This window comes from Pseudomonas sp. GWSMS-1, from assembly GCF_049847425.1.
Lineage (GTDB): Bacteria > Pseudomonadota > Gammaproteobacteria > Pseudomonadales > Pseudomonadaceae > Aquipseudomonas.
Genome location: NZ_JBMHHV010000005.1, coordinates 2,389,824 through 2,411,425, shown reverse-complemented (window position 1 = coordinate 2,411,425; position 21,602 = coordinate 2,389,824). Strand labels below are relative to the sequence as shown.

16 protein-coding genes and 1 pseudogene are annotated in these 21,602 nt (G+C 57.1%); all 17 read left to right on the top strand.

What is annotated here, in order from left to right:
* Window positions 1-2: 2 nt before the first annotated feature.
* The 17 genes and pseudogenes from ACEPAJ_RS14930 to ACEPAJ_RS14850 all read left to right on the top strand — a co-directional run bounded on the left by ACEPAJ_RS14930 (window position 3) and on the right by ACEPAJ_RS14850 (window position 21,589).
* Window positions 3-884 (top strand): sugar phosphate isomerase/epimerase family protein, encoded by an 882-nt coding sequence (locus ACEPAJ_RS14930; RefSeq protein WP_425915751.1) that lies wholly within the window; start codon window positions 3-5, stop codon window positions 882-884.
* The gene (locus ACEPAJ_RS14925; RefSeq protein WP_425915750.1) at window positions 881-1,936 is read left to right on the top strand and encodes a Gfo/Idh/MocA family protein; all 1,056 of its coding nucleotides are present in this window, start codon (window positions 881-883) and stop codon (window positions 1,934-1,936) included. The genes ACEPAJ_RS14930 and ACEPAJ_RS14925 overlap by 4 nt, the downstream gene beginning before the upstream one ends.
* Window positions 1,929-2,759, top strand: coding sequence for an SDR family oxidoreductase (locus tag ACEPAJ_RS14920; protein WP_425915748.1), 831 nt, complete (start codon window positions 1,929-1,931; stop codon window positions 2,757-2,759). The genes ACEPAJ_RS14925 and ACEPAJ_RS14920 overlap by 8 nt, the downstream gene beginning before the upstream one ends.
* Window positions 2,753-3,583, top strand: coding sequence for a class I SAM-dependent methyltransferase (locus ACEPAJ_RS14915; protein ID WP_425915746.1), 831 nt, complete (start codon window positions 2,753-2,755; stop codon window positions 3,581-3,583). The genes ACEPAJ_RS14920 and ACEPAJ_RS14915 overlap by 7 nt, the downstream gene beginning before the upstream one ends.
* 37 nt (window positions 3,584-3,620) lie before the next feature.
* On the top strand, window positions 3,621-4,679 hold the full coding sequence (locus ACEPAJ_RS14910) for an NAD-dependent epimerase/dehydratase family protein (protein WP_425915744.1): 1,059 nt from the start codon (window positions 3,621-3,623) through the stop codon (window positions 4,677-4,679).
* A gap of 11 nt (window positions 4,680-4,690) precedes the next feature.
* Window positions 4,691-5,647 carry an FkbM family methyltransferase gene (locus ACEPAJ_RS14905; protein WP_425915742.1) on the top strand — a complete coding sequence of 319 codons (957 nt, stop codon included), beginning with the start codon at window positions 4,691-4,693 and terminating at the stop codon, window positions 5,645-5,647.
* 13 nt (window positions 5,648-5,660) lie between these two features.
* Window positions 5,661-6,965, top strand: a complete 1,305-nt coding sequence (locus tag ACEPAJ_RS14900; protein ID WP_425915740.1) for a polysaccharide pyruvyl transferase family protein — start codon at window positions 5,661-5,663, stop codon at window positions 6,963-6,965.
* 123 nt (window positions 6,966-7,088) lie between these two features.
* Window positions 7,089-12,137, top strand: a complete 5,049-nt coding sequence (locus tag ACEPAJ_RS14895) for a glycosyltransferase (RefSeq protein WP_425915738.1) — start codon at window positions 7,089-7,091, stop codon at window positions 12,135-12,137.
* Between the two features lie 291 nt (window positions 12,138-12,428).
* Window positions 12,429-13,912 (top strand): annotated as a pseudogene (locus ACEPAJ_RS14890) (flagellin).
* 72 nt (window positions 13,913-13,984) lie between these two features.
* Window positions 13,985-14,377, top strand: coding sequence for a flagellar protein FlaG (locus ACEPAJ_RS14885; protein ID WP_425915736.1), 393 nt, complete (start codon window positions 13,985-13,987; stop codon window positions 14,375-14,377).
* Window positions 14,378-14,452: 75 nt separating this feature from the next.
* Window positions 14,453-15,910, top strand: coding sequence for a flagellar filament capping protein FliD (gene fliD, locus ACEPAJ_RS14880; protein WP_425915734.1), 1,458 nt, complete (start codon window positions 14,453-14,455; stop codon window positions 15,908-15,910).
* Window positions 15,910-16,302 (top strand): flagellar export chaperone FliS, encoded by a 393-nt coding sequence (fliS, locus tag ACEPAJ_RS14875; RefSeq protein WP_425915732.1) that lies wholly within the window; start codon window positions 15,910-15,912, stop codon window positions 16,300-16,302. Before fliD ends, fliS (ACEPAJ_RS14875) begins: the two co-directional genes overlap by 1 nt.
* 72 nt (window positions 16,303-16,374) lie before the next feature.
* A complete protein-coding gene (gene fliS / locus ACEPAJ_RS14870) occupies window positions 16,375-16,755 on the top strand; it encodes a flagellar export chaperone FliS (protein WP_425915730.1) in 381 nt (126 codons plus the stop codon).
* Between the two features lie 29 nt (window positions 16,756-16,784).
* Window positions 16,785-17,081 (top strand): flagellar protein FliT, encoded by a 297-nt coding sequence (locus tag ACEPAJ_RS14865; protein WP_090238591.1) that lies wholly within the window; start codon window positions 16,785-16,787, stop codon window positions 17,079-17,081.
* 228 nt (window positions 17,082-17,309) lie between these two features.
* Window positions 17,310-18,782: a sigma-54 dependent transcriptional regulator gene (locus tag ACEPAJ_RS14860; protein ID WP_322948561.1), complete on the top strand. Its 1,473-nt coding sequence runs from the start codon at window positions 17,310-17,312 to the stop codon at window positions 18,780-18,782.
* 183 nt (window positions 18,783-18,965) lie between these two features.
* The gene (locus tag ACEPAJ_RS14855; protein ID WP_425915728.1) at window positions 18,966-20,177 is read left to right on the top strand and encodes a sensor histidine kinase; all 1,212 of its coding nucleotides are present in this window, start codon (window positions 18,966-18,968) and stop codon (window positions 20,175-20,177) included.
* A gap of 5 nt (window positions 20,178-20,182) precedes the next feature.
* Complete coding sequence (locus tag ACEPAJ_RS14850) at window positions 20,183-21,589, top strand: sigma-54-dependent transcriptional regulator (protein ID WP_425915726.1); 1,407 nt, start codon at window positions 20,183-20,185, stop codon at window positions 21,587-21,589.
* Window positions 21,590-21,602 lie beyond the last annotated feature (13 nt).

Below are 21,602 nucleotides of genomic sequence, written 5' to 3'. Positions count from 1 at the left end.
CGATGAGCGACTACCTGAGCCAATACGCTGACGCCGGCCTCTACACCATGCAGGGCCGTCTGGGCGCGCCGGAGGAAGGGCGCTTTCAGTCGTTCCCGCGTCAGGGCTGGCGCCTGGAAATCGCTCGCGCCGCCGAGATCGGCCTGCGCGGTATCGAATGGATCTATGACCTATTCGGCGAAGCCGCCAACCCGCTGGAAACGTCCGAAGGGCGTGAGGAGCTCCGTGGCTTGCTCGCCCAGCACGGGGTCGCCGTGGTGTCGATCTGCGCCGACTATTTCATGGACCGTCCGCTGCTGCGTTGCAGCCAGGCTGAGAACGCCGAACTGCTCGATCGCCTGCACTGGCTGCTGGGCATCTGTCCGGAAATGGGCGTGGGCCGCGTGGTATTGCCTTTCGTCGACGCCTCGCGTATTCGCGACGAAAGCGAGCGTGATCAGGTGGTGGCTAATCTGCACCAGGTGCTGCCGCAGGCCGAGCGCCATGGCGTTGAACTACACCTGGAAACCGACCTGGCGCCGCAGGCGTTTCGTGAGCTGCTCGACCTGCTCGATCACCCGCTGGTCAAGGTCAACTACGATGCTGGCAACAGTGCGTCGCTGGGCTATCGCCCGGCGGATGAATTTGCCGCCTATGGCGCGCGTGTCGGCAGCGTGCACATCAAGGATCGTCGCCTGGGCGCCACGACCGTGCCGTTGGGGCAGGGCGATACCGATTTCCAAAGCTTGCGCGAGCAATTGATCCAGTACGACTACCGTGGCGACTTTGTCCTGCAGGTCGCCCGTGGCGAGGCCGGTGACGAACCGCGCTGGCTAGCCGGCATGGCCGCACGGGCAGCCGACTGGCTGCGCGGTACGGCCTTGAATGAGAGAAAGACATCGTGAAGATTCTGTTCTGTGGCCTGGGCGGCATTGGTCAGCGCCACTTGCGCAACCTGCGTCAACTGCTTGGTGATGAGCTGCAGGTGCACGCCTACCGGGTGCGCGGCCAACGCATCAAACTGCGCGACAACCTGACCGTCGACGAAGGCGCCGACCTCGAACGCGACTATGGCATCGTCGTGCATCACGACCTGGCCGAGGCGCTGGCTGAAAAGCCGGCTGCCGCCTTCATCTGCAACCCTAACTCGCTGCATGTTCCGGTGGCGCTCGAGTGCGTGCGTGCCGGCGTACCGGTGTTCATGGAAAAACCGCTGGCCAGCGATCTTGCCGGCATCGACCAGTTGCTGGCCGAGGTGGAGCAGCGCCGCCTGCCGTTCCATGTCGGCTACAACTTCCGCTTCCACCCCGGTTTGCAGCGCCTCAAGGCGCTGCTAGAGAGCGGTTTCTTCGGCCGTCTGCTGAGCGTCCGTTCAGAGATCGGTGAGTACCTGCCCAACTGGCACCGTTACGAAGATTACCGACAGATGTACGCTGCCCGTTCCGACCAGGGGGGCGGTGTGGTTCTTTCGCAGATTCATGAGATGGACCTGATCTATTGGTTCTTCGGCCTGCCGCGAAGCATCGTTACCCACGGCGGCCAGCTCAGCCACCTAGAGATTGATGTCGATGACACCGCATCATCTTTGATGCGGTGCGACGGCGTCGCAGGTAGTTTCCCCATCCTGCTGCATCAAGATTACCTGCAGCGCCCGTCGGTGCGCTGCTTCAAGATCGTCGGCGACGCCGGCTACGCCGAGATCGACCTGCTGGCCAACCGCTTGCGCGTTTACGGCGCCGAGGGCGAGTTGAGCGAGGAAAACGACTTTGCGGGGTTCTTGCGCAACGACATGTTCCTGGCCCAGGCCAGGCATTTTCTCGATTGCGTGAACGGCTTGGCCACGCCGCAGGTGAGCCTGCACGATGGCCTGCAGAGTCTGCGCCTGGCGCTGGCGGCTTTGCGCTCGCTGAAAGAGGGCAGGGAAGTGGCGCTGAGCGAGGTGAACGTGCATGGCTAGCGTGGAAAGCCTGTTCCGTCTTGACGGACGCTTGGCCGTTATAACGGGCGGTGCCGGTCTGCTGGGGTACCAGCATGCCGCAACCATCGCCGGGCTCGGCGGCATCCCCATGCTGCTGGATATCAACGACGAAGCCCTGGCCACCAACGCCGCCAGGCTGGCCGAGGAAACCGGCTGCCTGGCCCCGACCTACGTGGTCGACATCACCGAACTGCAGGCACTCGAGGCCGTTGGGCAGCAACTCTTGGCCGAGCATGGCCGGGTGGACATCCTGATCAACAATGCCGCGCGCAACCCCAAGGTGGAGAGCGCCGGTGACAAGGACTTCTCCCGTCTGGAGCACTTTCCCTGGGAGCAATGGCAACTCGATCTCAACGTTGGCCTAGGCGGTGCCTTCAACTGCGCCAAGATCTTTGGCACGCAGATGGCGCGGCAGGGGCGTGGGGTGATCGTCAATATCGCTTCAGACTTGGGTGTGATTGCGCCTGACCAAAGGCTGTACCGGATCGAGGGGCGTGAGGCCGAGCAGCAGCCGGTCAAACCGGTTACCTACTCGGTGGTCAAGCATGGCCTGATCGGCCTGACTAAGTACCTGGCCACCTACTGGTGCGAACAGGGCGTACGTTGCAATGCGCTCTCGCCTGGTGGCGTCTACGCCGGGCAGAACGATGTATTCGTCAGCAAACTGACGCAACTGATCCCGCTGGGCCGCATGGCCGAGGCCGACGAGTACCGTGGCGCCATCGCCTTCCTCTGCTCGGATGCCTCCACCTATATGAATGGCGCGAATCTGGTGATGGATGGAGGGCGTAGCACATGGTAAGTCGTGAACTGATCGCCAGACATTGTATTTGCTGCAGCAGCGATCAATTGCAGCGCTCGCCTGCGGTGCTGATGCCTTTCGTTGCGCTGCGAGTGTTCGGCCACGAACCCGTGGAGATCACCGCTGATTGGGGCCTACGTGATCTTCGGCAAGGTACGGCGTATACCCTTTGTGCATCTTTGCAGTGTCAGGAATGCGGGGCGCTGTTTCTCGATTACCGCTTCACTGATGAGCAGATGGCCGCGCTATACTACAACTATCGCGATGATATCTATTACGACCAGCGAATCCGCTTCGAGCCAGGTTTCGCCAGTTCCCGGCAGCACTTCACTTATCGCTCGGCGTACCTGAGTGCGGTCGAGGCCTGGCTGGCGCCTCGGCTGCCAGAGGCGCCTGCAGTGCTGGACTGGGGTGGTGACACGGGGATCAATAGCCTGTTTCGCGGTAAAAACCGTCTACTGCATATCCACGATATTTCCGGGGTGGAGTTGGTAGTAGGCGCCGAGCGCGTCGATCTTGAGCACGTGGCGCAGAACCAATATGACCTGGTGACCTGCAGTCAGGTACTGGAGCACGTTCCCTATCCGATGGAGTTGGTAGAGCAGATCCTTCCTGCGCTTGGCCCGGAAACACTCTTCTTTCTTGAGGTGCCCAGCGAGGCTCTGATGCGTGAGAATCCGGGTAGCCTGGCGCTGGCACCGCTGAAGCGGCATTGGCATGAGCATGTTAATTTCTTTACCGAAACGTCCATTCGCCGCCTGTTGGAGCGTCTTGGGCTCGAGGTCGTCGATGTGCTGCACCTGCCGGTTGATCTGGGTGGATAAAGGGTCAGGTCATGGGCGTTCTGACGAGGCGCCCCTGATGACCAAAGTCGCCTGCAAGCGCCACCCGGTGATCGTAGAAGACGTGGAGTCTATCTTCTCCTACCCGGAAGATTGGGCGCGTTTCGCGGACAGCCATGTGCTGATAGCGGGCGCCACGAGTTTTCTGGCCGCCTATCTGATCGAGTTCTTCGCTTCTTTGAGTGAGCGTTGGCCTGAGCGGCCGGTTGTCATTCATGCATTGGCGCGTGATGCGGACAAACTACGCCGACGTTTTCCGCATCTTGTGCACTGCCAGTGGTTCCGGCCAATCATTCAGGACGTCTGCGATCCGCCCCCTGAGTTCGAACGTGTGGATTTCATCGTTCATGCAGCAGGTGCGGGAAGCCCAAAGCATTATCTGGCTGATCCGATTGGCACCGTGCGTTCCAACGTCATTGGCACGCTCAACTTGCTCGAAGTGGCCCGTCGGCACCATGCCCGCCTGCTGTTCATGAGCAGTGGCGCTGTCTATGGCCATGGTGAAAGTGACCAGCCCATCGGTGAGGGCGATTTTGGAGTGCTTGATCCGCTGGATGTATCTGCCTGCTATGGCGAGGGTAAGCGGGTTGCCGAAACCCTTTGCGCCGATTATTACCGCCAGCATGGCGTCGAAACCATTATGGCGCGGATATCACACACCTATGGCCCCGGTATTGCCCTTGATGATGGGCGCTCGTTTGCCGACTTTGTCGCCGACTCTCTGGCTGGACGAGATATTGCTCTTAACAGTGATGGTTCCGGCAGTCGCCCGTTTTGCTATGTGGGGGATGCCACTTTGGCGTTCCTGATGTTGCTTCTGCGAGGCGAGGGCGGTAATGCCTATAACGTCGGTCTGGATCAGGAAACCACGATCCTTGAATTGGCAAGGCTGATCGCGCGACTGTCACCAACCCCAGGCTTGAACGTAACACATCAACCTCCGAGTGCAGCGCGGCAAGCATTGTTCCGAGCGCATGGCCACTGTGATATTTCCAAGATGGAAAGATTGGGATGGCGGCCTAGGATTCCTCCCGAGGCAGGATTCGCAAGAACCCTTCGCTACTTCATCCAATCTTGAACGGTAGACCTATGGAAAAGACTATAAAAAATCCTCTCGTAAAGGCTCGGGAGCAGTTCAAGACAGGTGAAGTCGACAAGAATGCGTATGTCGAGTACGTCAACAATCGGCATCAAGGACTTTTCGATTATCCCGCGTTCATTTCTGGCACTGATGTGGCAGAAATCCGCATCACCCAAGAGGGGGTCAGGGTAACGTCTGCAGCACATGATATTGCCATGTCGATAGATGCCGTGGATCTTCACGCGACGCCTTATACGCTTCTCGATTTTGGTCGTTACGAGGCGGACGAAACCCATTTTCTCAAATCGGTATTTCGAGATGGCGATGTGTTTCTCGACATCGGTGCGAATCTGGGGTGGTACTCACTTGTGTTGGGGCGCAATTGTCCGAACTCGCGAATCTTCGCCTTCGAGCCCATTCCTGCAACTGTCGGGGTGCTGGAAAAAAATATCCAGCTTAATAAGTTGAATAACATCGAGCCTATTTGTATGGGACTGTTTAACGAGGAAGCCGAGCTCAGCTTCCTCTTTGCACCTGATGTGTCGGGTGCAACATCGCTGAAACTGACCGGACAATCGCGTGGCGCTTCGGCCATCCAGAATGTCGTGTGCAAGACCACCATCCTCGATAACTTCTGCGTTTCGCGTGATGTCGTTCCCACTTTGTTGAAGGTCGATGTCGAAGGGGCGGAGCTGATGGTGCTGCAGGGTGGCGAAAAGACGCTGCAGTACACCCCCATCATCCTGATCGAGCTATTGCGCAAGTGGTCGCGAGAATTTGGCTACCACCCCAACGACGTATTTACTCTTCTCGAACGCTACGGCTACCGTGCCTGGGTGTTCGCAGCAGACGGCAAATTGGAGCCTTGTGCGGAAGTCACGGAACAAACCGTTCAGACCAACTACCTGTTCATGCATCCGCAGCGTCACGCCGAAGTGATTGCCCAGTGGCAATCATCTGTCTGATAGAGGTTTTACCATGTCTGTTCCGATGGCCGTGAAGTACGGCCTTATCACCAATGTCATGACTTTCGGCCACCTCACGGCAGGCAGCCGGAGCAATCTCGGTGACGACATTCAGACCCATGCCGTCGAGCACCTCTATGCCTGCATGGACATTCCAGACGAGCAGATCGTCCGGCTCAACCGCTATGAGTTTCCTGATTACGACGGTCACCACGGCTATCTGCTGATGCCGATGTGCGGTTATTTCACGCTCGGCAATGCACAGAGTCCACTACCGCTCTCGCCTTATATCATTCCAATCTACTTCAGCTTCGGGCTCTCCAGTGATGTGGATGATCCGCTGGATCTGGAGCATTTTCGTCGACACGAGCCCATTGGCGCCCGTGATGAGCGGGTCATGCAGATGTTTCGTTCTCGGGGGGTGACAGCATTTCTCTCAGGGTGTCTGACCATCACGTTTCCCCGTCGCGAGCGTGCTCTGGTGGATGGCAAGGTGTTTCTTGTCGATGTGCCTGATGAAGTGCTCGAACATATTCCTCGTCATCTTCTCGACAAGGCGGAGTGCCTAACGCATGTACATCCCTACGAGCGAATTCCCTCCGATCAACAAGAGGCAGATCGCTTGGATGCCCTCGCTCGGGAATATTGCAGGCGTTATGCCGACGAAGGGGCGCTAGTGGTGACTAGCCGCCTGCATTGCGCAGCGCCTTGTATCGCGATGGGGGTGCCGACCATTGTCGTGGCACATAACATCAGTGATCGCTTCGCATGGTTGGACCGCTTCGTGAAAATCCATACTCGGGACACCTTCGCCGAGATTGATTGGAACCCCGAAGTGCCGGACATCGAAGAGGTCAAACAGAAAATCCGCAGTGCGGCCGCCAAACAGATAGAGCTCGCTCGCGAGCGCTGGGCGCCTTGGGCCGAAATCAGTGCGTTCTACGAGTCGCGTGAACGTAGCCGCTACAACCATCTGATGGAGCATGCGTTATGCCGTTTGCTGCCCGATGATTCGACACCTCTGCGTTTTGCGTTCTGGGGCGCCAATACTCATGGTGTCCGTTTGAGTCGTGCACTACGGGAGCTACGCCCCGGCAGTGAGTTGGTGGTGGTGGTGGATGAATACCTGCAGGCCGAACAGTTCTGTGGCGTGGCGGTTGTGCGTTCGGATCATCTGGCGGCTTTGCAGCGTGATGGCGTATATGTATTCATTACCACGTTCGCGGGTCGTGACTATGCCGAGCAGCATCTGCAGAGGGCAGGTGTCACGCATGGCTGTCTGTTCCACGATCAGCTCACCTTTCACGCGCTCTCGTAAGCCTCAAGGCCAACAGGAATAATCTACCCGGCAAGCCCGGGAACGCTTCGGACAAGGACTCAATCTCTCGGCAAATCTGCCGATTTCTGTACCTTGCAAGGGCGCTACACAATGACAGGGGACATGATGCAGAGTGATGTGATGGTCGGTGGGCGTTGCCTCGGTAAGCCATGGCGAGTGGGTATTGCAGGTATTGCCTATGATAATCCCGAGCAGTTGTTCGTCCTCAATGACTCATCCTGGGAGTCTCTACGGCGCGAGCTGCCATTGCCGCAGCTCAGGGCCTATTGCGATGCCCATGGCCTGATCATCGAGCGGGTTGTAACCGAGCACAAGGCCAGCTATGACGCCCTCCTGCTGGTGTCAGATGCCCATGGCGGTGTACCACTGGTCACCTCGAACCTGCAAGCACGTCGCTACCTCTTGCTGCGTGGCCAACAGTCACGCTTTTCCGCTGAGCAGGAAGCGTCGTTCGCCCGCATCTTCCTTCCACTCGGCGAACCCTTCACTGACGGTCGACTCGTCTGCCTCAACCCACCGCTGAATCTGCCCGCAACGCCAGCGAGCGTGCCGCTATGGAGAATTTGCGCTGACACGCCTGAGTTGCCGGGCCTGCTCTCGCTGCAATGGCGTGAGTGCCTTGAAAGCGGCAATGTGCCTGTCTATGTGGGGGATTGGAGCGTTCCCGCATGGTTGCCGCCAGGTAGCTACATCGACGCGCGCGACTGCGATGATGATGACCGAGAGGCTTACTGCAATGAGCAAGTTGCGGCTGCCGCGGCAGTACTGGCGAGCTACTGCATCGACAAGCGCAGTTATCCCTATTCCGCAGAGTGCTGGGTTGCTGCGCTTACTGCTGCTATCGCGGGCGATGCCGCCTCAGTTCGTGAGAACAGGCCGTTACTCAGCGTTATAATCCCGGCCTACAACTACGGGCGCTTCCTGAAGCAGACCATCTCGTCCGTATTGGATCAGGGGTATGACGATATCGAGATTCTGGTTCTCGATAACGCTTCAACGGACGGTACACCCGAAGTCGTCGCTTCGTTCGCTAAAGAGTCTTGCGTACGCTATCTGCGCAACTCGCGCAATGTGGGCCCCAGCTACAATGTACTCAACGGCATTCAGATCGCTCAGGGGCGCTATCTGTCTATTTTGATGGCAGATGACTATTACAACCCAGGCTACTTATCTCGTCTGTTGCCTCGTTTGCAGCAGAAGCCCAAAGCGGTCGTGGGATACACCTCAATCCGCTGGGTGAACGAGCAAGGGCAGGCTCTCGTTGCGCCCAGGCATCCTGGCTACCGTTCTGAAGACTACGACGGTGGCCGCAACGAAGTCGCTGAGCTGCTGATTCATGACAACTACATTCCTCCATCGGCGGCGCTGATCCAACGCGAGCCATTTCTGCAAGTCTGGCGCAGAGATCCTCAGCTCAACGGGGCTGGCGACTGGCTATCCATGCTGCAGGTGGCGGAGAAATACCCAGACTTCATCTTCCTGAGTGAGCCCGGTGTCACCTACAGGTCACATGCTGCGCAACTCTCTACCGAGTTCTATTCTTCTAGTGCGCCGTTGGCCGATCATATTCGCTTGGTTGAGGGGGTGTTCGAGCGCAACGCCGAGGGCAAGTTACGGGGCCGAGAGCTCGATGTCGCTGCACACCTTCGCCGCCGGCTCGCCCTGTACCCGAGCGAAGTGGGCTCACCTTTGGGGGTGCGCGTACGCAATCTCTGTGAGCGGCTTGAGGCGCTCGCGGCATTGGGCGAGAGTTCCCTGCTCTCGATCATCCTCACCACCTACAACCGCCCGGGTCTGCTCAAGGACGCCCTGGCAAGTGTGGGTTGCCAGACCCTGCGCGATTTTGAAGTCATCCTGATCAATGACAACGGCGAGCCGGTCGAGCACCTGCTGGCCGCCTATGACTTCCCCATCACCTACATCCGCCAGGGGCGCAACCAGGGCCTCTCAGCGGCGCGCAACGCGGGGCTGGCGCTGGCGCGTGGGCGCTACATCGTCTACCTCGACGACGATGACATCTACCTGCCCAATCACCTCGCTGTTCTGGCCGAGGCCTTCGAGCAGCATCCGGGCAGCGTCATCTATACCGGCGTGGAATACGTTAATGAAAAGTTGGAAAACGGGCAGCGCCTCGAGTTGGGCCGTGGCCAGCCGTTCAAGCATGAGGTGTTCGACCGCGACCGTTTGTTCGTGCAGAACTACATCCCGGTTAACACCTGGGCGCATCCAAGGCAGATGCTGGCGACCGTAGGCGAGTTCGACACCAGCCTCGCCGCGTTCGAGGACTGGGACATGCTCCTGCGTCTGGCCACGCGCTACCCCTTTGTTCATGTGCCGGTTGTGACCAGTGAAGTTCATACGCGTGAGCAGAGCACCAGTGACGATCACATGCTGGGCCGGGAGCGGAAGAACTTCCCGGCGCTTTATCAACTGCTATATCAGCGTTATCCCGGCTCGGACAGTGAGGTATTGAAGCGCGAACGTGGGGATATGCTGCAACGTTTAGGTATCTCGGTAGACGAGTGCGCCGATGTACCCACTTTGCAGCGTTGGTTGGCGGAGCGTCTGCCGACCGAGCCTGAAAATCGCTTGATTAATCAGTACCTGCAAGAGCACGACGGTGGACCGATGATCGGCATCATCGTGCTTGATATAGATGGGCAATCGCCACTGTTGATGCAAACGCTGAAGAGCCTGATCGGCGAGCGCTGCTTGTATGCCACCCTGAAGATCGTGGTGTTGACCAGTGGCGGTGATGTACCGAAGACCTCTGCGGGAGAAAAGTTGCACTTCGTTCGATTGAGCGATGAACACTTGGCGTCACAGATTAACCGCGTAGTGAACGAAAACGACTTCTCCTGGTTCATGCTGGCCCGCGCCGGCGATGAGTTCACCCCCAGTGGTTTGATGGTCGCCGGGCTTGAGCTGGCGGCAAATCCGGAGTGCCGTGCAATTTACGGCGATCAGTTGCAGCGTTTGCCTGATGGCAGCCTGGGTGGGGCATTTCTGCCGAGCTTCAACCTTGATCTGCTGCTTAGCTTCCCACTGATCATGGCGCGTCACTGGTTGTTCCGGCGCGATGTGTTTCTGGGCGTCGGTAGTTTTGATGCACAGTTCGCCGAGGCCCTGGAGTTCGACCTGCTCGTCCGCTTGATTGAGGCGCAGGGCCTACTTGGGTTGGGGCATGTTGATGAGCCACTGCTGATCATTGATGCGCCCGCACTGCAGGATAACCCCGATGAGCGGCGAGTGATTGAGCGTCATCTGGCCCAGCGCGGTTATCAGGCGCGGGTTCTTCCGGGGCTGCCTGCACGTTACCGCATTGATTACGGTCATTCGAGTACGCCGCTGGTCTCGATCATCATTGCGGTCGATGCTCCCTTGGCCTCTTTGCAGCGCTGCCTGGATAGCCTGCTCGAGAAAACCCTTTACGCACATTACGAAATCCTGCTCGGTGCCCATGATGGATTGGATGCTGATACTCAGGCGTGGTTGCAGGGTATTGCCAGTCTTGCTAATGCCCGGCTTAGGGTAGTCTCTGCGGGCGATATCATGCTGGCCCAGAATCAGGCGGCTATGGCCGCTCAAGGTGAATACCTGCTGCTGCTGTCTGGTGAGTCGGTGGCGGTGAGTGAGGCCTGGCTGAACGAGTTGCTTAATCATGCGCAACGCCCTGAAGTCGGTGTTGTCGGCGGTAAACTACTGAGCGGCGACGGACGTATTGATCAAGCCGGTTTGCTACTTGGGCTGCGTGGCCCTGCTGGCCGGGCTTTCGCCGGTGAGGCAATGGACAGCGCGGGGTATCTGCAACGCCTGCAGGTCGACCAGAACTACAGCGCCGTAAGTGATGCCTGTCTGATGGTGCGCACCGATATCTTTCGTCAGCTTGGCGGGCTTGATGTCACGCTGAGCGCATACCGCGATATCGATTTCTGCCTGCGCGTGCGTGCTGCAGGCTACCTGACCGTATGGGCCGCCCATGCGGTGTTGATGCATGAGCATGTATATCGAGAGCCTGACGTTGGCGAGCAAGACGCACTCTACGAGCGTCACTTGCCAGACATCGCGCGTGACCCTGCCTATAACCGTAATCTGGCATTGAGTGGTCGTGGTTTTGATCTGGAGATCGACTCTGGCCTGACCTGGCGACCGCTCAGCTGGCGACCGCTGCCTGTGGTGCTGGCTCATCCGGCAGACCCCTTTGGTTGTGGTAACTACCGTGTGATCAAGCCGTTCTCGGCGCTCAAAGAGAGCGGTATGGCTGATGGCATGATGTCCATTGGCCTGCTGCAGGTGCCAGATGTGGAGCGCTTTGACCCGGACATTATCGTGCTGCAGCGCCAGATCGGTGACGAGCGCCTGGACGCCATGCGGCGGATCAAGAAGTTCTCTCGCGCATTCACCATTTATGAGCTGGATGATTACCTGCCCAACTTGCCGCTCAAGAGTGTGCACCGTGCACAAATGCCGAAGGACATACTCAAGTCGCTGCGCAAGGGGTTGAGCTTTGTTGATCGCTTTACGGTATCCACGGCGCCGTTAGCTGAGGCCTTTGCCGGGTTGCATAGTGATATTCGGGTAATAGAGAACCGCTTGCCGGTGGATTGGTGGAGTGGCCTGTCATCCAAACGGCAGCGAGGCAGGAAGCCTCGCGTCGGTTGGGCCGGTGGCGTGAGCCATACCGGTGATCTGGAGTTGATCGCTGATGTGGTCAAGGCGCTGGCCGGCGAGGTCGAGTGGGTGTTTATGGGCATGTGCCCGGAAATAATCCGTCCTTATGTGCATGAGATGCATGCGGGTGTTGCAATTGATTTGTACCCGGCCGCATTGGCCAGGCTGGATCTGGACCTTGCTTTGGCTCCGGTCGAACAGAACCTCTTCAATGAATGTAAAAGCAACTTGCGCCTTCTTGAGTACGGCGCCTGTGGCTTCCCGGTGGTTTGCAGTGATCTAGTTTGTTATCAGGGCGTACTGCCTGTAACTCGGGTAAAGAACCGTTTCAAGGACTGGGTCGACGCAATCCGCATGCACATCAGTGATCTGGACGCGAGTGCGAAAATGGGTGACGAACTGCGTAAGCACGTGCAGGAAAGTTGGATGCTCGAAGGGGTAAATCTTGAAGCATGGAGGGCCTCATGGTTGCCTGATTGATGCCGACACAGTGCTATGAAGGTATAAGGGCTGAAGGGATAGGCTGCTTTTGTATGTGGGAAACTCGGTATTTGCCGTCGGAATGTCGGCAGATACCTGGTTTTTCACGGGTTTGCCGCTTAAGTGTTTGTTCTGTTGGTGGAAAAAAAAATAGAACGAGTTGCTAAAGCTGCACCCGAGACCGCCGATATAAAGATCGAATGCGAACTTTATGGGGCGTCTGAGCAAAGCAGGCCCGAAGCTCGCAGGCTCAGACAATCTCAGTAGCACGGTCCTTTGGAGGCAAACACCATGGCCCTTACAGTCAACACAAACGTAGCGTCACTCAACACTCAGCGTAACCTCAACAGCTCGTCCAAAGGCTTGGATACCTCGTTGCAGCGCCTGTCCACAGGTTTCCGCATCAACAGTGCCAAAGATGACGCCGCCGGGTTGCAGATTTCCAACCGTCTGACTAGCCAGATTAACGGCCTGAACGTAGCGACTCGTAACTCCAACGACGGTATCTCCCTGGCGCAAACTGCTGAAGGTGCTTTGCAGCAGTCCACTGGTATTTTGCAGCGTATGCGTGACTTGGCTCTGCAGTCCGCTAACGGATCAAATGGCGCGACCGAACGTTCTGCTTTGCAGGGGGGGTTGCTCAGTTGCAGCAAGAGCTTAATCGTATTTCCGACACCACAAGTTTTGGCGGTCGTAAGATTCTTGACGGTTCATTTGGCTCTCAAGCATTCCAAGTTGGCGCTAATGCTTATGAAACTATTAACGTTTCGATTGGCTCGGCTGCTACTGACCGAATTGGCATCAATCGTGCGACCAGCGATAGTGCAACCGCAGTAGCCGCCGCTGCAGGTGCTTCAGGAGCTTCGGCTTACGGCGCTACCGCCAGCGGTATCAGTATTTCTTCACAGTTCACCACAAATGCCCCGGGTGGCTCCGTTGAAGTAAAATATGGTGCAAATTCTTCTGCCCGAGATATAGCATCTGCAGTTAATTCAAAAAGCGACGAAACCGGTGTTACTGCTAACGCTCGAACCGTAGCTTCCCTTGGCGGTGTGTCCGCATCTGGTACTGTTTCCTTTAAGCTGGAGGGTGCAAGTAGTGAAGCATCTGTTGTTTCGGCTGTTATTACTGATACAGGTGATCTTGGTGCCCTCGCGGATGCGATCAATAAGGAAACAGGTAAAACTGGGATATCTGCTGTTTCCAAAGGCGATACTATTGAGCTGGTGAGTAACTCTGGTGAGAAAATTGAACTTAGTGAGTTTTCTATCGGTACTGAGACGGGGAATCTTGCAACGCTTACTAACAAAAACTTTGATGGTAGTGAGGACGTAGGTACAGCTGTGGACGTTGCTGCTGGCGCAGGCGCTCGTGCGGATGGCCAAGTACAATTTGAGGCGGCTAGTGCCTTCGAGATATCTGGTGCGGGCGCAGGTTTAACTGATGGTTTCAGCTCATTAGATAGCGTTAAAGATATCGATATCAGCACAGCAACAGGTGCGCAGGATGCTCTCGGTATTGTCAACGGTGCGATCTCCAATATCGACAGTCAGCGCGCACAACTCGGTGCTGTGCAAAACCGTTTTGAGAACACTATCTCGAACCTGCAGAACATCTCCGAGAACTCCTCTGCTGCTCGCAGCCGGATCCGTGATACTGACTTTGCTGCTGAAACCTCTGAGCTGACCAAAAATCAGATCCTGCAGCAGGCTGGTACTGCGATCTTGGCCCAGGCTAACCAGTTGCCACAGGCTGTGCTCAGCCTGCTCGGCTAAGGGTAAACGCGCTAGACTGCGGGGAGAAGGGCTTAGCTCTTCTCCCCGTTCCCTCATTCTGAGGAGAAAATCATGGACATTAGTTCTATACAAGTTACGTCTGCACCGGTCGCTGCGGCCTCGAAAACAGAGCGTGCACCGGATTCAGCTGCAAAGGTTGTGGCTGAAGCTGTTGATCGCAAGCCATCAGGGAGCACTGCAACGGCTTCAGCAACGAAAACTGAGAGCGGTAGTCCAGCCTCCCGTGAAGACGTTGAAGCTGCTGTGGCGACGATTCAGGATTTTGTTCAATCGGTTCGTCGAAGTCTGAATTTTTCCCTAGAAGATGGGAGTGGGCGCGTAGTGGTCAAGGTCACTGATGCCGGTTCGGGCGATGTGATTCGGCAAATCCCATCTGAAGAAGCATTGCAACTGGCAGAGAATCTTTCGGAGGTTCGCAGTTTGTTATTCAAAGCTGAGGCCTAGCCAGCAGGGTTGGCACAGCTTTTGACTGTTAGCGCTATATAGCGTGTTGCAGTCATTATTTTGGCGAGGTGAAGCATGGTCGGGATTACGGGCATTGGCTCAGGAATCAATATCAACGAAATAGTCACAGCGATGGTTAATGCCGAAAGGGCGCCCAAGGCCAATCAGCTGGACAATCTCGAGAAGACCACTGTTGCGCGCATCTCAGCCATGGGCTCGCTAACCAGCGCGTTGAATAACTTCAAAACCGCTGTCGACTCGCTGAATAAGACCTCCTTGTTCGAGTCTCGAACGGCCAGTTCGTCTAATACCAGTGCACTAAAAGTAACTGCCTCGACTACAGCGCCTGCAGGTAATTACAGCGTTCAGGTGCAGCAGCTGGCCACTAGCAGTAAGGTTGCTTTGCAGTCGGTGGCGGGCGGTAACGCCGCCACGTTCAGCAGTGGTTCTCTGGCTATTTCGACTGGGAGCACGAGCTTTGACGTCGATATTACCGCGAGTAATAACACCCTTGCCGGTATGCGTGATGCCATCAATGAGGCCGGTAAGAGCAGTGGCGTAAGCGCCACCATTATTACGGACGACTCTGGCTCGCGCTTGGTGCTGAGCTCTACTAAGAGTGGTGCGAGCAATGATATTCAGGTTGCTGCGAGTGTCGATGGGGTGACCGCTGGGAACAATGCTCTGACGTCCCAGGCGTTTGCCATTGATCCTAATGATCCCGATGCTTTCTTACCTCCCAGCTCCAGCACTGGAGCCGGAGGCGTTATCACCAAGGCCCAATCAGCCAAGCTGACCATCGATGGTTTGCAGTTGGAGCGCAATACCAATCGTATCGAGGATGCTCTTGAAGGGGTGACCCTTGATCTGACTGCGGCGCAAAGCTCCACAGATCTGGCTGATGGAAAAACCATCAATCTGGCGGTTGGGGTCGATAAGGGCGGCGTGAAGGCCAATCTGCAAAAGTTCGTGGAAGCGTACAACGCCCTTATTAGTACAACATCTCAGCTGACCGCTGTTGTTCCAGTCGATGGCGGAAAGCCGGTAACCGGCCCTTTGCTCGGCGACTCTTCAATACGCAATGTGTTGTCTAGTTTGCGCAATGAAATGGTCAATATGACCGGCGAAGGTGGAGTGCGCGCACTGGCAGATTTGGGTATTACGTCTGATTCGAAAACTGGTCAGCTCAAGATTGACGACACTCAGTTAACCAAAGCGCTGGATGGCAATTTCGATCAGCTTGCCGGTTACCTCGCCGGCGATAATGGCCTGATGGGGCGTCTATCCAAATCAGTTGGTTCATATGTAGGAGACGCTGGTGTGCTGAAGCAGCGTACTGATGCGTTGCAAGCCACCAAGGTCGGCGTCGATGAGCAGCGCAAAGTATTGGCTGTTCGAGTAGAAAGTCTGCAGACACGTCTTTATGCTCAGTACAACGCCATGGACTCCCTGGTCGGCCGGCTAAAGCAAACCAGTGAAAGTCTGGCCAATCAACTCGCTAGCCTGCCAGGTTTTGTGAGAAAGGATAAGTAATGAGCAAGAAACCGATTGATACCTATAAGCAGGTCAAAACCAGTCACGATATTTCTCCTTATCGTACTGTGCAATTACTGCTAGAAGGGGCGCTGCAGCGAGTGATGTTGGCCAAGCATGCCCAAATTGAGGGGGATGCTGAGATTCGTGGCATGGCTGTCGGCAGCACCATCACTATATTAGGGGTATTGCAGTCTAGCTTGGACAAGGAGCAGGGCGGTGATATTGCCGAGAATCTTGATTCGCTCTATGACTACATGACACGCCGCCTGGCGGGCGTGGCGATCGATACCACGCCGCGTACCCTAGATGAGGTCCAGGCATTGCTTGAGCAGATCAAAAGTGCCTGGGATGCGATCGGTCCAGAGGTTGAACCGGCTGTAGGAAACTGATTTCGTTGCTAAAGCTTTGCTCTGTAGCGCCGATACCCAAGGTATCCAGTAAACAGAACAGCGAGAAAAGCGATGAACGCAATGGCGGCTCTCAAGCAGTATCAAACCGTAAACACCCAGGCTCAGGCAGTTGAAGCAAGCCCGCATCGCCTGATCCAGATGTTGATGGAAGGCGGGCTAACTCGTTTGGCTCAAGCTCGTGGAGCAATGGAGCGTAATCAAGTTGCTCTCAAAGGTGAGCTGATCAGTAAAGCGATTGGTATCGTAGGCGGCTTGCGTGAGGGGCTTGATCTTGAGCAGGGCGGGGAATTGGCTGCCAACCTGGATAGCCTTTATGAATATATGGCAACGCGATTAGTTGAAGCGAATGTTCAGAATGAAGTGGCACCGCTTGATGAGGTTGCAAGTTTGTTGCGCAACGTAAAAGCCGGCTGGGATGCTGTAGGTCATTGATTCAGTTTGGTGTTTAAAGGAATGTACCCATGACTTCGACAGTCCAGCGTCTAGAAAAAACCGGAAGTGCGCTGCGTAGCGCCTTGGCAAATCAAGACTGGGCCGCTATTGGTGAGTTGGATTTGCAGTGCCGTCAGGCTGTGGATGAAGCCATGGTTGAATCTGCCAGTGACGAAGATACGCTGCGCGCTCGCATGCAGGAGTTGCTGGAGCTTTATCGTGAGCTGGTCAGCGTTTGCCAGGCAGAGCAACAGCGTTTGGCCCATGAGTTGGTTCAACTCAATCAGTCGCAACAAGGCGCAAAAGTTTATCAGCTGTTTGGCTGACCCTCCCCGAGCGCGCAGCTGCGTGCTCGCATGATCTTCTGCTTTACCCCTCATGCATCTGTATGCTTTTCGAGCAAATTTCAGGCGGTTTGCTGAGGAATTGGAAAGTGCACGCCATAAAATTGACATTGAACAGAAAATTGACTTTACTACCGGCCAAATACCGGCGCTGGGGCGAGTTGTATTTAGCGGCGGGTGTGTTTTTCACTCCAGGATCAGAAATTAATTATGTGGCGTGAAACAAAAATCCTCCTGATTGACGATAACAGCGAGCGCCGTCGTGACTTGGCGGTCATTCTGAATTTTCTGGGTGAAGACCACATAGCCTGTGACAGCCAGAGCTGTCAGCAGGTTGTCGCAGGCCTGGAGTCGAGCCGTGAGGTGCTCAGCGTGTTGCTGGGCGACATTACCGCCAAGGGTGGCGTGTTGGGCATGCTGAAGCAGTTGGCCGAATGGGATGAGTTCTTGCCGACGCTATTGCTTGACGAACAGGTGGCTGCCGAGTGGCCGGAAGAGCTGCGCCGTAGTGTGTTGGCCTGCCTGGAGATGCCGCTGAGCTACAACAAACTGCTCGACTCGCTGCACCGCGCCCAGGTGTACCGCGAAATGTATGACCAGGCCCGTGAGCGTGGCCGTCAGCGCGAGACCAATTTGTTCCGTAGTTTGGTCGGTACCAGCCGTGCCATTCAGCATGTTCGGCAGATGATGCAGCAGGTGGCCGATACTGAGGCCAGCGTGCTGATTCTGGGTGAGTCGGGCACAGGCAAGGAAGTGGTCGCGCGCAACCTGCACTACCATTCCAAGCGCCGTGAAGGCCCTTTTGTGCCAGTCAACTGCGGGGCGATTCCTGCTGAGTTGCTGGAGAGCGAGTTGTTCGGCCACGAGAAAGGCGCGTTTACCGGCGCGATCACCACCCGTGCTGGGCGTTTCGAGCTGGCCAGTGGCGGTACGCTGTTTCTCGATGAAATCGGCGACATGCCGCTGCCCATGCAGGTGAAGCTGCTGCGCGTATTGCAGGAGCGTACCTTTGAGCGAGTGGGCAGCAATAAAACCCAGAATGCCGATGTGCGGATCATTGCCGCTACACACAAGAACCTTGAGCAGATGATCGAGGCCGGCAGCTTCCGTGAGGATCTGTATTACCGCCTCAACGTGTTCCCGATCGAGATGGCCCCGTTGCGTGAGCGCATCGAGGACATTCCCTTGCTGATGAATGAATTGATTTCACGCATGGAGTTCGAGAAACGCGGCTCCATTCGGTTTAACTCGGCGGCCATCATGTCGCTGTGTCAGCATGACTGGGCGGGCAACGTCCGCGAGCTGGCCAACCTGGTCGAGCGCATGGCAATCATGCATCCCTACGGCGTGATTGGCGTGGGTGAGCTGCCGAAGAAGTTCCGTCATGTCGATGATGAAGACGAGCACATGGTTGCCAGCCTGCGCGATGACATTGATGAGCGCGCCACGCTGATCTCAGGTCTGCCGGGTGTGAGTTCTACGGCGATGCTGCCGCCAGAAGGCCTGGACCTAAAGGATTACTTGGGCAACCTGGAGCAGGGCCTGATCCAGCAAGCTTTGGATGATGCCAATGGAGTGGTTGCACGTGCCGCGGAGCGCTTGCGTATTCGCCGCACCACCCTGGTCGAGAAGATGCGTAAATACGGCATGAGCCGGCGTGATGACGAGGGGCAGGACGACTGAGGGCTTTTGCCCGCGTTCGTCAGTGACTTGGCGTTTGCTCAACCAATAAAGCCGAAGGTTTGACGCAACTTTCGGCTTTGTTTTTTAAGGCTGTGATTTTGATAGATATTTTTTCCGGCACGGGTATTGCTAACTCTCTTGCAACTGACTGTCTTATGACGGCTCGCTGCGCGAGAGAGACCCATGAACACCAACCTGCAACGCCCCCAAAATGCTGACGAGCCCGCCGCATCTGTTGAACAGGCCAGCCGTGCCGGCCTCGAACAGACGTTTGCCTTGTTTAACCAGATGTCGACCCAGCTCAACGCCTCCTACAGCATGTTGGAAGCGCGGGTAACCGAGCTTAAAGGTCAGCTGGCGTTGGTCAGTGCCCAGCGCATGCAGGAGTTGGCCGAGAAGGAGCGACTGGCTAACCGTTTGCAGAGCTTGCTGGATTTATTGCCCGGCGGCGTGATCGTGATCGATGGGCAGGGCGTGGTGCGTGAGGCCAATCCGGTGGCGCGTAACCTGTTGGGCCGGCCGTTGGTTGGCATGTTGTGGCGCGAAGTCATCGCCCGCAACTTTGCCCCGCGTAAAGACGATGGTCATGAAATTTCCCTTAAAGATGGCCGGCGCTTGTCGATTGCCACCCGCTCATTGCACGCCGAGCCGGGTCAGCTGGTGTTGCTCACCGACCTGACAGAAACCCGGCGCTTGCAGGATCAACTGTCCCGCCATGAGCGCTTGTCTGCCTTGGGGCGCATGGTGGCATCGCTGGCGCATCAGATTCGCACGCCGCTTTCTGCTGCCTTGCTTTATGCCAGCCACCTCACCGAGCAGGTGCTGCCGGCTGAACAGCAGCAGCGCTTTGCCGGTCGCCTGAAAGAGCGCCTGCACGAGCTGGAACACCAGGTGCGTGACATGCTGGTCTTCGCCCGTGGCGAATTACCATTACCGGATCGCTTGGCGCCCACCGCGCTGTTTGATGCGCTGCGTCGCGCTGCCGAGCCACATGTTCTGGGTATGCAGGTGCGCTGGCAGTGCGACAGCCGTGTCGGTGAGTTGCTGTGCAACCGCGACACCCTGGTCGGCACGGTGCTCAACCTGATCGAGAATGCGATTCAAGCGGGCGGCCGTGAAGCACAGTTGAAAGTTCATCTGTATCAGCGCGGCGAGACTGTGCGGCTGTGCATCAGCGATAACGGCCCAGGCATCGACAGCGCGACGCTTGCCCGGCTTGGCGAACCCTTTTTCACCACTAAAACCACCGGTACTGGGCTTGGCTTGGCTGTGGTCAAGGCCGTGGCGCGTGCCCATCAGGGCGACGTACAGCTGCGTTCGCGGCCGGGGCGCGGTACCTGCGCCATTATTACCTTGCCGCTACTCGGTGCTGTGCACCCTTTGATTCAGGAGTAACCCCCATGGCGAGCAAAATTCTGTTGGTCGAGGATGACCGCTCATTGCGCGAGGCATTGGCCGATACTCTGGCGTTGGGCGGGCATGATTACCGCGCGGTCGATTGCGCCGAAACAGCATTGCTGGCGATTGCCGAGGAGTCCTTTGGCCTGGTAGTGAGTGACGTCAACATGCCCGGCATGGATGGCCACCAGTTGCTGGCGCAAATTCGTCAGCGTCAGCCGCAATTGCCGGTGCTACTGATGACTGCGTTCGGCGCGGTTGAGCGCGCGGTGGATGCCATGCGCCAAGGCGCGGCGGATTATCTGGTCAAGCCGTTTGAGCCCAAGGCTTTGTTGAGCCTGGTGGACCGGCATGCTTTGGGGCGAGTCGCAGCCAGCGAGCAGGATGGCCCGGTCGCTGTAGAGCCTGCCAGCGTGCAACTGCTGGCCTTGGCCACGCGCGTGGCGCAGAGCGATTCCACGGTGTTGATCACCGGTGAGTCGGGTACCGGTAAAGAGGTGCTGGCGCGCTTTATTCATCAGCAGTCGCCACGTGCGAATAAACCCTTTATCGCCATCAACTGCGCGGCAATCCCGGACAACATGCTCGAAGCCACGCTATTTGGGCATGAAAAGGGCGCGTTTACCGGGGCGATTGCCAGCGCACCGGGTAAGTTCGAGTTGGCCGAGGGCGGCACCATTTTGCTCGACGAAATCTCGGAAATGCCGCTGGGCTTGCAAGCCAAGCTGCTACGCGTGCTGCAGGAACGCGAGGTGGAGCGGGTGGGCGCGCGTAAGCCGATCACTCTGGATATCCGTGTGTTGGCCACCAGCAACCGTGACCTGGCTGCAGAGGTGGCGGCGGGGCGCTTCCGAGAGGACCTTTACTATCGCTTGTCGGTGTTCCCACTGGCTTGGCAGCCGCTGCGTGAGCGCCCGGCGGACATCGTACCGTTGGCAGAACGGTTACTGGCCAAGTACGTGAAGAAAATGAATCACGCGCCGATTCGTCTTTCCCCTCAAGCGCAGATGAGCCTGACCAGCTACGGCTGGCCGGGTAACGTGCGTGAATTGGATAACGCCATTCAGCGCGCGTTGATCCTGCAACAAGGTGGCTTGATTCAGCCGCAGGATCTCTGCCTGCAGGCGCCAATCGGTTCTGCGCCAGTACCGAGTGCGCCGCCGCTGTTTGCAGTGCCAAGTGAGCACGCGCCGGTGTCGTTCGAGGCGCCAGCGGCAGATTCCGGTGCCTTGGGTGATGACCTGCGGCGCCATGAATTCCAGATGATCATCGACACCCTGCGTGCCGAGCGTGGCCGGCGCAAAGAAGCGGCTGAGCGCCTGGGCATCAGCCCACGGACGCTGCGCTACAAGCTGGCGCAGATGCGCGATGCAGGGATGGATGTGGAAGGCTACCTGTTTGCCAGTTGAGTCAGCTGAAACC